The 9,376-nt window shown below is 71.0% G+C and carries 19 protein-coding genes; 6 read left to right on the forward strand and 13 right to left on the reverse strand.

Going from position 1 to position 9,376, the window contains the following annotated elements; genetic code table 11:
* The first annotated feature begins 28 nt into the window (after positions 1 to 28).
* The 3 genes from ABZS69_RS47665 to ABZS69_RS47675 are packed head-to-tail and all read left to right on the forward strand — an operon-like array spanning position 29 to position 1,385.
* Positions 29 to 811 carry a hypothetical protein gene (locus ABZS69_RS47665; RefSeq protein ID WP_355385509.1) on the forward strand — a complete coding sequence of 261 codons (783 nt, stop codon included), beginning with the start codon at positions 29 to 31 and terminating at the stop codon, positions 809 to 811.
* Entirely contained in the window at positions 811 to 1,104 is a 294-nt protein-coding gene (locus tag ABZS69_RS47670; RefSeq protein WP_355385512.1) for a hypothetical protein, read from the forward strand. The genes ABZS69_RS47665 and ABZS69_RS47670 overlap by 1 nt, the downstream gene beginning before the upstream one ends.
* A complete protein-coding gene (locus tag ABZS69_RS47675) occupies positions 1,101 to 1,385 on the forward strand; it encodes a hypothetical protein (protein ID WP_355385515.1) in 285 nt (94 codons plus the stop codon). Before ABZS69_RS47670 ends, ABZS69_RS47675 begins: the two co-directional genes overlap by 4 nt.
* Positions 1,386 to 1,480: 95 nt before the next feature.
* Here ABZS69_RS47675 and ABZS69_RS47680 read toward each other — a convergent pair whose 3' ends face one another.
* From ABZS69_RS47680 to ABZS69_RS47740, 13 genes are all read right to left on the reverse strand, one after another.
* Positions 1,481 to 1,891 (reverse strand): hypothetical protein, encoded by a 411-nt coding sequence (locus ABZS69_RS47680; RefSeq protein ID WP_355385518.1) that lies wholly within the window; start codon positions 1,889 to 1,891, stop codon positions 1,481 to 1,483.
* Positions 1,884 to 2,468, reverse strand: a complete 585-nt coding sequence (locus ABZS69_RS47685; RefSeq protein WP_355385521.1) for a hypothetical protein — start codon at positions 2,466 to 2,468, stop codon at positions 1,884 to 1,886. Before ABZS69_RS47685 ends, ABZS69_RS47680 begins: the two co-directional genes overlap by 8 nt.
* Positions 2,468 to 2,728, reverse strand: coding sequence for a hypothetical protein (locus ABZS69_RS47690; protein WP_355385524.1), 261 nt, complete (start codon positions 2,726 to 2,728; stop codon positions 2,468 to 2,470). Before ABZS69_RS47690 ends, ABZS69_RS47685 begins: the two co-directional genes overlap by 1 nt.
* Positions 2,725 to 3,318 (reverse strand): GTP cyclohydrolase I, encoded by a 594-nt coding sequence (locus ABZS69_RS47695; RefSeq protein ID WP_355385527.1) that lies wholly within the window; start codon positions 3,316 to 3,318, stop codon positions 2,725 to 2,727. Before ABZS69_RS47695 ends, ABZS69_RS47690 begins: the two co-directional genes overlap by 4 nt.
* Complete coding sequence (locus tag ABZS69_RS47700; RefSeq protein WP_355385530.1) at positions 3,315 to 3,491, reverse strand: hypothetical protein; 177 nt, start codon at positions 3,489 to 3,491, stop codon at positions 3,315 to 3,317. The genes ABZS69_RS47695 and ABZS69_RS47700 overlap by 4 nt, the downstream gene beginning before the upstream one ends.
* Positions 3,492 to 3,555: 64 nt before the next feature.
* Positions 3,556 to 3,774, reverse strand: a complete 219-nt coding sequence (locus ABZS69_RS47705) for a hypothetical protein (RefSeq protein WP_355385533.1) — start codon at positions 3,772 to 3,774, stop codon at positions 3,556 to 3,558.
* Positions 3,775 to 3,876: 102 nt separating this feature from the next.
* Entirely contained in the window at positions 3,877 to 5,097 is a 1,221-nt protein-coding gene (locus tag ABZS69_RS47710; RefSeq protein WP_355385536.1) for a DUF6884 domain-containing protein, read from the reverse strand.
* Positions 5,098 to 5,184: 87 nt separating this feature from the next.
* Positions 5,185 to 5,436, reverse strand: coding sequence for a hypothetical protein (locus ABZS69_RS47715; protein WP_355385539.1), 252 nt, complete (start codon positions 5,434 to 5,436; stop codon positions 5,185 to 5,187).
* A 105-nt stretch (positions 5,437 to 5,541) separates the two neighbouring features.
* On the reverse strand, positions 5,542 to 5,820 hold the full coding sequence (locus ABZS69_RS47720) for a WhiB family transcriptional regulator (protein WP_355385541.1): 279 nt from the start codon (positions 5,818 to 5,820) through the stop codon (positions 5,542 to 5,544).
* Positions 5,817 to 6,518 (reverse strand): histone-like nucleoid-structuring protein Lsr2, encoded by a 702-nt coding sequence (locus tag ABZS69_RS47725; RefSeq protein WP_355385544.1) that lies wholly within the window; start codon positions 6,516 to 6,518, stop codon positions 5,817 to 5,819. The genes ABZS69_RS47720 and ABZS69_RS47725 overlap by 4 nt, the downstream gene beginning before the upstream one ends.
* Positions 6,515 to 6,748, reverse strand: a complete 234-nt coding sequence (locus ABZS69_RS47730; RefSeq protein ID WP_355385547.1) for a hypothetical protein — start codon at positions 6,746 to 6,748, stop codon at positions 6,515 to 6,517. The genes ABZS69_RS47725 and ABZS69_RS47730 overlap by 4 nt, the downstream gene beginning before the upstream one ends.
* 71 nt (positions 6,749 to 6,819) lie before the next feature.
* Positions 6,820 to 7,161: a hypothetical protein gene (locus ABZS69_RS47735; protein ID WP_355385550.1), complete on the reverse strand. Its 342-nt coding sequence runs from the start codon at positions 7,159 to 7,161 to the stop codon at positions 6,820 to 6,822.
* 68 nt (positions 7,162 to 7,229) lie between these two features.
* A complete protein-coding gene (locus tag ABZS69_RS47740; protein ID WP_355385553.1) occupies positions 7,230 to 7,556 on the reverse strand; it encodes a hypothetical protein in 327 nt (108 codons plus the stop codon).
* Positions 7,557 to 7,745: 189 nt separating this feature from the next.
* Here ABZS69_RS47740 and ABZS69_RS47745 point away from each other — a divergent pair, with 189 nt between their 5' ends.
* From ABZS69_RS47745 to ABZS69_RS47755, 3 genes are all read left to right on the forward strand, one after another.
* A complete protein-coding gene (locus ABZS69_RS47745; protein WP_355385556.1) occupies positions 7,746 to 8,330 on the forward strand; it encodes a hypothetical protein in 585 nt (194 codons plus the stop codon).
* Between the two features lie 134 nt (positions 8,331 to 8,464).
* On the forward strand, positions 8,465 to 9,067 hold the full coding sequence (locus tag ABZS69_RS47750) for a hypothetical protein (protein WP_355385559.1): 603 nt from the start codon (positions 8,465 to 8,467) through the stop codon (positions 9,065 to 9,067).
* A gap of 77 nt (positions 9,068 to 9,144) precedes the next feature.
* Positions 9,145 to 9,288, forward strand: coding sequence for a hypothetical protein (locus tag ABZS69_RS47755; protein WP_355385562.1), 144 nt, complete (start codon positions 9,145 to 9,147; stop codon positions 9,286 to 9,288).
* Positions 9,289 to 9,376: the final 88 nt, after the last annotated feature.

Raw genomic sequence — 9,376 nt, forward strand, 5'->3', positions numbered from 1 at the left:
CCCGGGCCCCCTCCCCCGGAGGCAGATCATGAACTTCAGCAGAAAGCGCATCGTCCCGATCGCGGTCTGGCGCAAGCTGATGACCCACCTGTCCCCCACCGCCATCGCCGCCGGCGAGCGCCGCCGCCTGGAGCTGGACGGCTACCGGCGTGACCGCAACAGCATCCACAGCGACGCTCTCGACCAGGCGCTGGTGGAGCAGGCGGGCGAGCTGGCGGACGCGCTCACCGCCCGGGACGACCGCGACAGCCTCGCGAACATGGTCACCCGGTTGTGGCGTCGCCTGCGCCCGGAGGATCGGCCGTGGACGTCCATGGCGGGCGGTAACGGCGACGTCGCGGGATTCCTGCGGGCGAACGCGGTCCACGCCCGCGCGGTGGCCGACCGGCTGCGGGAGCTCGCCGAGGTGGCCGACACGATCGCGCTCGGGCAGGAGATCCGCGCCGAGGACTACGCCTACCACCAGCACGTTGTGGACTTCCTCGCCGCGGTGCGCGGCGAGAACCAATCCCCTCTCACGGAAGGACCAGCATTGACCACGCAAGACACGACGCAGGACACCATCCAGTCCCTCGCCGCCCTCCTCATGGAGCGGGCGGGGCTCGCGGACTCCGCCGAGCTGATCCCCCAACTGAAGGCGGCCGGGGTGACGTGGCACGCCACCAAGCCGCTGGAGAACGCAGAGATCAAGACCTTCGGCGCGCTGAAGAACCTCTCCGAGGTCGAGCTGGAGCAGGTGCCCGGGTTCGGGGAGCGCCGCCGGGACATGGTGAAGGGTGCGCTGCGCCGCCTGGCCGGTGAGGCGGAGTGATGCAGACGACTCTGTCACCGGAGCGGCTCGCCGAGCTGCACGCCGAAGGGCGAGCGCAGGCAGCGAAGTGCCGGTTCGTGGACCCGGACGTGGTGGCCGAGCTCAAGCGGCTTCTGCGGGAGCGTGGGGAGAACTGGGCGGCGAGCGTGCTCCTGCGGAGCCTGGAGCGCCGCGCCCAGGGTCGTTCCGTCTCCCACCTGCCGTACCTGTACGACGGCGAGATGGAGACTCTGATCCTCGCCGAGGCTGCCGAGCTGGAGCAGCTCGCCCAAGCCGCCGGAGGTGGAGCGTGACCGTCATCTGCCACGGGCGCACGGTCACCGCAGAGACCGTCAAGGCGATCGAGGCGCGGCCGGGGAACCTCGTGGTCGACCGGTGGATCGACTGGCGCGGCGTCGGCACGCTCGGCGTGGCCTGGGTCTATGAGGTCCTCGTCCCGGTCGAGGAGCTGCCGAAGGGGATGGGCTGGGCGCTTCGCTGCAGCCGGGGGGAGATCTACATGTGGCAGCCGGGTCTGCCCCCTGGCACGGTGACCCTCCTGGCCGGCGCCTACGAGGACCCTGCCCGCCGCTGAGACCACTGGCCGCAATCCAGCACTCTGGGCCGTCCCCGGCCGTACACCCTCCTCCTGGTGTGCGGGTCGGGGGCGGCCCGTTCGCGTGTCCGGGGTCAGGCGGTCGGGGCGCTCCTGACGCGGTTGAGCGCTCGGCGGAGCAACGACGGCCGCGGCTGGTCGACGTCGCCGACCTCGCGATCGTACGCCTCCAGCACGCTGGCCGGCGGCATGGGCGGCATGCTGCTGGTGTCGCCGGCGGCGATGGACGCGCACCGAAGGGTGATGCCGAACTGCACGCAGGCCGGGCATCGCACGTCGATCGTGGTGCCGTGGTCGGGGCACGGGGTGGCCAGCTCGCGCAGCTCGGCGGCGACCTCGCTGCGCAGCAGGTCGCGCAGAACGGGCAGGGCCGGCCAGTCGAACGGGCGCGGCAGCTCCCGGCCAAGGCCGTCAACGAGCCACGGGTAGGTGGCGGTGGCGCGGCCGGTCAGGTTCCGCTCCGTAGTCTGGTGGTCGCTAACCACGCTCGCCGCCCTTGACGGGTCGAGCCTGCTCGGCTTCGCGTTTGGCCTTGACGGCGGCGATCCGCTGGCTGAGGTGTTCCACGATGTCGGACTGGTGGTTGAGCGTGACCGGGCCGCCGTCCGGGCCGGACACCTCCAGCGCCTTACGGGAACCCCATCGGTCGTTCTTGGTGCGGGCCAGCCACTCCAGGGCGGCCTTGTAGTTGGGTGGGGTGCGGGTGGTTTCCTCCACGCTGCCGTCTGCGGTACGCGTAGTCTCCTTGACGACCACGCCACCCTTGGCGTCTTCCACCAGGACCTCGACAAACATCCTCTCGGCTTCAGCGCGGGCCCGTTTGAAGGCGCGGTAGAAGTCGGCCGACGCCTCCTCCTCGCCGGTGACGTCGGCGCCTTCGTCGCGCTGGTCGACCTCCTCGCCGCGCTCCAGCCACCGGTAGACGGTCGCCTCGTGCACGCCGACCAGATCGCAGGCGGTGGTCAGATAGTTGCCGGCGCGGACGTGCGCGCACAGCTGCTCAGCGAGCTCGGGGGTGAGCTTGGTGGGACGGCCGGGCCGACGCGGCTCGTCTGCGGTCATCAGCGCTTGCTCCCGAATCGGACATGGTCGCTCATCATGCGGAGCATCGCTTCCACGTCGTAGGACTGGATGTCCTTGCTGGTGGCCATCCCGAGCTTGATCACGCCGTTCGAGTCGAGCACCTTGAAGACGACGACCGCGTCGCTGACGAAGTCGCCGTCGTGGATGCATGCCGTCACGCCGAGCTTGTCGAGCAGCTCCCCCACCGGGCTGGGCTCGTGCTCCCGGTGGATGGTGGCGTCGTCGTTGGGGTTGCTCATGAGCGGCTCCAGGTCGCGATGAGTTCGGCGTGCAGGGTCGGGTCGGTGGCCAGATCGCCGCGGACGTGGCTGGTGGTGACGGTCGCGCCGGTGGCGCAGGCGCCGCGCAGAGTCATGCACGTGTGGGTGGCGGTCAGGATGGCGGCCGCCCCGACGGGTCGTAGATGCCGCATGATGGCGCCGACGATCTCGCGGGTGATCTCGTCTTGGCTGGTCGGGCGGGCGGCGTACTCCTGAGCGAGCCTGGCCAGCTTGGCAGTGGGGACGCGAGCGGCGGCGGGCACGTAGGCGACCAGCGCCGTACCGGCGTACGGCATGGCGTGCTGGTCGCACAGGCCGGCGATCGAGATGCCGGCCACCGTGACGAGCCCGGCGGCGAGCTCGTCCGTGATGGGGGCAGGGTTGGCGAGGTGCCGGTCAGGGTCGGTGCGGGCGCCTGCGGTGAGCTCCATGAGCGTGTTGAGGTAGCGGCGTGCCGTGTCCGGGCTGGCCGGGATGCCGATCCCTTCGAGGACCTGGCGGGCCGGTTCGATGAGGGCGCGCGTGGCCGCGCGGGCGGCCGCGCGGACGGCCGGGGCGGGCGCGGTCATGCGGCGGCGCCCTGGGCGGCCGGGGTGAACCAGTCGCGTGTCTCGGGCCGGGCCGCGCGGGCAGGCGTGCGCTTCGGCAGCGCGGGCGGGGTCGGGGTGGTGGTCGCCGCCGCGGTGGCGACCGTGCGGTTGGCGAGCTCGGCGGCGAGCTGGTCATAGATCGGTGTGTCCATGACCCGGGGTGTAGCAGGATGCGGGGCTTACGTCTCCGCGCTGGTCGCGGCCATCATCGCCAGGTCAGCTCTTGGCCTTTGGGGGGCGGCCGCGCCGCTTCGGCTGGTGCTGGCAGACGGTGCACTCACACGGCAGGGCGGTCTTGTCCGCCGGCGCTTCCTGGTCGGGGTTGATTCGCACGCCTTTGCAGGCGCGGTGCTCGCCGACAGCGCATGCGCGCGACCAGGTGGTGACGTCGGTGACGCCGGGGGGCGGGTTGATCGGTGCGCGTGCGAGGTCCACGCGACATATGGTCGCACGTCGTTCCGGGCGGGTCGGGCATACGTCGGCCAGCTCTCCCACCCGGGTGGCGGGCCGGAGAGCGGAAAAGGCGAGGTCAGCGGCCTATGCGGCGAATAGGGTGAGCTGATCGAACGCGGGCCGGGCGGCGGCCACGCCTCGCGCCGCCGGGCGACGGGCCGGGCGAGCCAGGACGCGCGGGCCAATCGGGGTGACGGTCGCGAGGGCCGGGCTGGTCTCGACGATCGCGGCGGCCAGCAGGGCGGCGGCCTCGTCGCGGTCGGCCTTGGCGGTGACGTCGAACCATCCGTACTCGGCGTAGTTGGCGGCGACGGCGGCGGCCTGCTCCCAGATCGTGACGTTCTCGTCGATGCGAGGGGCGGGCTCGTTGGCCGGGCGGAGCAGGGTGTCCACGATGGCGTCGAACGCTTCGGCGCGGAAGCGGCGGAGGCGGGCGCGGCGCTCGGTGGCGTCCAGGCCGTCCATGTGGTGCTGGTTGGTGGAGTGGTTCTCCCAGCGGCCGTAGTGCTTGACGGTGATCATGGTGTAGTTCTCGACCAGCTCGATCAGGCGGGGCAGCGCGGAGGCGAAGCGGGCGACTCGCTCGGGGGTGCCGTGCGCGGCGAGGGTGAGGGCGTCGGGCTGGGTGGTCGTCACGCCGTTGGCGGCGGCGAAGCGGCGGGCGGCGCGGATGCGGGCCTCAACTTTGGCCTTGCCGGTGCCGGAGGGGAAGGTGAAGGCGACGGTGGCGCGGCCGTGGCGGTCCACGCGGATGGTGTCGGCGGTGACGTAGGCGGCGCGGCGGCGTGCTTCGCGGGCGGCCTGCTCGGCGTGGCGGGCCTCGATGCGCTGGCGGGCGGCCTCAGCGTCGAACACCGGGGCCGGGGCGGGGGCGGGCTTGTAGATGGCGGCGAGGCGGGCAAGCTGCTCGCCGATGCCGCGCGTCCCGGCCAGGGGCGCAGTGAGGGTGGGCCAGACCTGGCGGGCGAGTTCGACGTAGGCGCGGCCGCCGAGGACGGTGACGGCGGCGTTGGTGATGCAGAGGGCGGCGGCCTGGGCGCGGAGGGTGTCGGCGGTGACGGTGCCGGGCTGTCCGGCTCGCAGCTCGTACGGCGCGAGCATCGTGTCGAGGGTGACGAGCCCGTGCAGGGCGCTGAGGATCAGGACGCGGCCGGTGGTCCCGGCGAGGGTGTCGGCGGCGCGGCGTGCGGCGCGGTGGTAGCTGCCGGTGTACAGCTCGCCCGCGGGGACGGGGGTGTCGGTGTCGGCCTTGCGTCCTCCGCACGGGATGATCACGACGGTGGTGGGGGTGGCGAGCGTGGTCACTGGTCCTCCTGGATCTTGCACAAGGGCCGCAATCCCTCGCGCAAGATCCATATTACAGTCTATTTAGTAATCCGCAAGAGGGGCCATCTACTCCGATTCGCCCACGAACGCGGCGACGTCGTCCCACTGCTCCGACACGGCCGTGAGCAAGCTCCGCTGCTGTTCCATCACTGTGGTGTCGGCGGCCCACAGGCTGTCGTCGCGCCACTGGTCGATCTGCGCCTGGATGAGCGCGTCCAGCGTGGCCGGGTCGAGCGCGTCCAGCTCCCACGAGGAGCGGCCGTGCTTGCTCAGGTGCTCGTCGTTGAACGACTTTTCGACGTAGCAGATACGCGGCATCGGGGGGTTCCTTCTGTGGTGAGGTGGCCGGGCTGCGCCGCGGCGAGACGTTGAGGGGTGGTGGCCCAGCCGCGCGGGTGCGCGGCCGGGCCTGCAGGGGCGGCGTCAGGCGTACGCCCAGGGCAGGAACTGGCCAGCGCTGGCCTGGCCCCGCTTGAAGCGCAGCCGGCGCCGCTCCTTGGGGGTGGTCCCGCCGAAAACGCCGTACGGCTCGTCCATGCCGTCTTCGAGGCAGGATTCGCGGATGGGGCAGCCGGCGCAGATGGCCTTGGCCTCCTGGATCTGGAGGAAGGCGGGCCCGTCCTCGTTGTCCGTGATGGGGAAGAACAGTTCCGGGTCGGCGCCCGCGCAGGCTGGCGCGGACCTGTTGTCGGTGGTGTTCATGCGGCGTTGTAGGCGGCGATGACCTTGGCGGGGATGCGGCCGCGCTCGCTGACCTGGTAGCCGTTCGCCTTTGCCCAGGCGCGGATCTTGGAGGACTCGGAGGGCTCCGAGTCGCTGCCGCGTGCCCGGCGCGTGGTCTCCTTGAGCTGGTTGGCCTCATTGAGGGCTTCGGCGAGCTGCCTCTTCAGGTTCGCGACGCGCGCGTTGGCCGCTTCCCGGTCGGCGGTCTTCTGCGCGGCGGCTTCGGCCTCCTGGCGGGCGGTCTCGGCGCGCTCGGCGGCCGTGTAAACCAGGTCGCGCAGCCGGTCGGCGGCACCATGCACCCTCTCCAGCGCGCGCTGGATCTTGCTGTCGGTCGACTCGTAGGTGGCGGCCTCGCGGAGCAGTTCGGCGATCCCCTCCGGGCTGTCGCATGCCGGGGCCTGCTCGGGCTCGGGCGGGGTGAACCGGTCGGCCAGAGCGCGCACCTGGGGGTCGAGCGTCAGCGGCTCGTTCGGGTCGTCCGTGTTGCGGACCTTCCCGGTGGTGGGGTGGATGTGCCCGCGTTGGAGGCGGACGAGCTGGGCGAGGCGGCCGAGCGGGACACCGGTCTCGCGCGCGGCTTCCTGGGCGGTCTTGCCGTCGACGAGCAGGACGAGCGCGCGGGCGTGGTCGGGGGTCATGCCCTTCACGGTCGGGCGGTCGAGTGTCACGGTCATCGGGTCACCTTTTTCGGGTCGTTTGTGTGGACGTGGTGGCGGGCCTGTTCCTCGACGTAGGCGCGGATGCCGTTGGTGAGGGTGAAGTCGCCGGCGCTGCAGGTGGTGCTGTAGCCGGTGCGGCCGGGGCATTCGGGGTCGACGGGCTTCTGTCGGTGCTTGCACTCGCTGCCGTCCTTGTGGAGGGGGAGGACGGGCGCGCGGTGGCGTACGGGCTTGTCGGTGCTCATGGGCGTGCTCCGAAGGGAGTGGGGCCGTCCCGCCCCCGGGGGTTCGCAGGGGCGGGAGGCAGATCAGGGAGTTAGGCGAAGAAGCGGGATGCGGCGATGCGCTCGTCGGCGCGGTGCAGGTTGGCGTCGAGCATGGATTGCCGGATGGTGGCGATGATCACGTCGGCGGGCGCGCCCGGGGTGAACGTCGTCTCCCACAGGTGGCCGAACAGGAAGAGGGGGTCGTCCGCGCCGTGGGCGGAGACGGTGACCGCGCCGCTGTCCTCGTTGACCTGTACCTGCACGCCGTTGTGGCGGGTGGTGCGGACGAGTAAGTCGCTGATGCTGCCGGTCTGCTCGATGTCGCGCTTTCCCTCGGGGAAGCCGATCTCTGCCAGCTCGTTGGCGAGCCGGTTCTTGTACCGCAAGTCCACGTGAATTCCTCCTGGTCTCACCGAGCGAGGGGCCGCAATCCCCTAACTCGATAGCCAAATATTACAGTCTATTTATCTCTGATGTCCAGCGTGTCCGGCGGCTGGTGCAAAAGGCGTTCCAGCCCGGCGATTTCGTCGCCGTCCGGGCCTTCCTGCTCAATCAGGAGGGCGAGCACCACCAGGTCGTGAGGCGGAATGACGGCGGCGCGGTCGGCGCGTACGGCCTCCGGGAGCGGCGCGAGGATGCGCGTGAACGTGGCCAGGCGAGCGCGCAGGCGGAGGTTCTCGCCGTGCTCGTGTCGGGCGTGTCGGCGGGCATCGCACAGCAGCGCCAGAAGCACGACCAGGGTCAGCGCGGCGCCCGTCACCAGGAGCGCCGGCCACTGCCCGGTCACGGCCGCCCCCGCGAGTTGGGGTGAGTCGTCACAGGGGCGGTGTGTAACCCATCTGGGCGCTTACGTCTCGCCAGGCCAGCCCGGCAGGACGTAAGCCTGCGATCTCCCTACTCTGCGCGTTCGGGTCCCCAACCCATCACCGCGCCCCCTCGCTGAGGGAGGCGCTGGCGGACGTTGGAGGGGGCCCACGTGGGTGCCGAGAACGTTTTTGTCCCACAGGTACAGCGGGTCTGGCTGGCGCCGGTCGGTACGGCCGCGCCTACCGGCCCCACCGGCGTCATGCCGAGCGGCTGGTACGACATCGGCCTTTTCACCCCGGACTCGCTCAACTGGAGCACCGACCCGCAGTTCGAGGAGGCGCGCGCCGCGCAGTCGAACTACCCGGTGAGGCGCTGGCAGACCGAAGACGCGGCCACGCTCGAAGTCGACCTGATGGAGTGGACCCTGAAGTCGTTCCAGGCCGTGTACGGCGGTGGCGTGATCGAGAAGATCACGCCGACCGGCGACCCGGCTCCGCCCGCGTACTTCAAGTTCACGCCGCCAGCCATCGGCTCTCGCACGGAGGTGTCGGCGTGCGTGGAGCTCGGCGACGGCACCAAGCGGCTCCGGCGGATCATCCCGCGCTGCGAGCAGGCGGAGGGTGTGGAGCAGGGGTTCGACCGGGCCGCACCGTCCACGCTGCCCCTGCGGCTGTCCGTGCTCGGCGGCGACGTCGGCGCACCCTACTACGACCTCATCTCGGGGACCTGGGCCGCGTTCGAGTCGACCCCCTGACCTGAGACGGGGCTTCGGGAGGGCTCTCGGCATCTCGCCGGGAGCCCTTTCCCATGCCCGGCCCGGGGGCGGGGACGTAAGCGCTGCGCTCGGCTACGTTCCGCCGCGACCACACGCGGATCACGGGGGTAGGCATGGATCTCGACGCAGCGCGCAGGGCCAGAGAGGCGACGAAGGGCGGCCCGGAACCGCTCGTGTTCGGCGGGAGAGAGATCGCGGTCCTGCCTGCGGAGTTTCCGCTGGATGTGCTGGAACCGCTGATCAGCGGCGTGAACGTGAACATGGCCATGCTGGCGCGGACCATTCTCGACGCCATCCAGGGGCAGGACGGCCAGGAGTCGGGGGCCGCGGTGGCGTCCATGGCTGTGGACATGATCGTCATGAATCCGCAGCTTCCGGCCGAGCTGCTGACGGCGGCCAAGGAGATGCTGCGCCGGCTGATCGGCCCGGGCGGGTATGACGCGTTCATCGCGCAGCGGCCGTCCCGGGAGGACGTGGCCGCGTTCGTGACGTTCCTGTTCAGCAAGTACGGGTGGGGGGACGCCGGTGATGTCCTGGGGGAATCGAGCTCGCCCGCCGATGGCTCGCCCGGTGGGATGACCTCGATTCCGACTTCCGAGACCATCTCGGAGGGCTCGACATCTACGGCGTCTGGGCCGATCCTGGCGAACCCGGCTTCATCGGGCTACGCCGATTCCTTGCCTACTGTGAGCGGCTCCCACCCTCCGCTCTCGTAAACACGACGGCGGAGGAGCGGGCCAACCCGTGGACGGCCACGGATGAGCTGCTCGCGCAGCAGATCGAAACCACGAGCGTGGTCGCGACGGAGAAGTGGCGTCTCCCGAAGCCGATCAAGGTCAAGCGGCCGGCGTGGGTGACGAAGTCGAAGGGCGGGCCGCAGGCGGCGATCGATCGAGCGTTCAACGTGCTGATGGCGTCGTCCAAGACGATCGGCTGACCCGCGGAGAAGGGGCCGGGCGGGGTGATCCTCGCCCGGCCCCTTTCTCGTGCTGCGGGGACGTAAGCGGCCATTTCCGGAACCCTCC

The sequence above is a fragment of the Nonomuraea sp. NPDC005650 genome, assembly GCF_040605375.1.
GTDB lineage: Bacteria > Actinomycetota > Actinomycetes > Streptosporangiales > Streptosporangiaceae > Nonomuraea.

Coding starts and splice junctions, on each gene's coding strand:
- ABZS69_RS47670 (WP_355385512.1), top strand. CDS start 811: ATGCAGACGACTCTGTCACCGGAGCGGCTCGCCGAGCTGCACGCCGAA.
- ABZS69_RS47700 (WP_355385530.1), bottom strand. CDS start 3,491: ATGGACACACCGATCTATGACCAGCTCGCCGCCGAGCTCGCCAACCGC.
- ABZS69_RS47750 (WP_355385559.1), top strand. CDS start 8,465: ATGGATCTCGACGCAGCGCGCAGGGCCAGAGAGGCGACGAAGGGCGGC.
- ABZS69_RS47730 (WP_355385547.1), bottom strand. CDS start 6,748: ATGAGCACCGACAAGCCCGTACGCCACCGCGCGCCCGTCCTCCCCCTC.
- ABZS69_RS47685 (WP_355385521.1), bottom strand. CDS start 2,468: ATGACCGCAGACGAGCCGCGTCGGCCCGGCCGTCCCACCAAGCTCACC.
- ABZS69_RS47725 (WP_355385544.1), bottom strand. CDS start 6,518: ATGACCGTGACACTCGACCGCCCGACCGTGAAGGGCATGACCCCCGAC.
- ABZS69_RS47690 (WP_355385524.1), bottom strand. CDS start 2,728: ATGAGCAACCCCAACGACGACGCCACCATCCACCGGGAGCACGAGCCC.
- ABZS69_RS47720 (WP_355385541.1), bottom strand. CDS start 5,820: ATGAACACCACCGACAACAGGTCCGCGCCAGCCTGCGCGGGCGCCGAC.
- ABZS69_RS47715 (WP_355385539.1), bottom strand. CDS start 5,436: ATGCCGCGTATCTGCTACGTCGAAAAGTCGTTCAACGACGAGCACCTG.
- ABZS69_RS47695 (WP_355385527.1), bottom strand. CDS start 3,318: ATGACCGCGCCCGCCCCGGCCGTCCGCGCGGCCGCCCGCGCGGCCACG.
- ABZS69_RS47665 (WP_355385509.1), top strand. CDS start 29: ATGAACTTCAGCAGAAAGCGCATCGTCCCGATCGCGGTCTGGCGCAAG.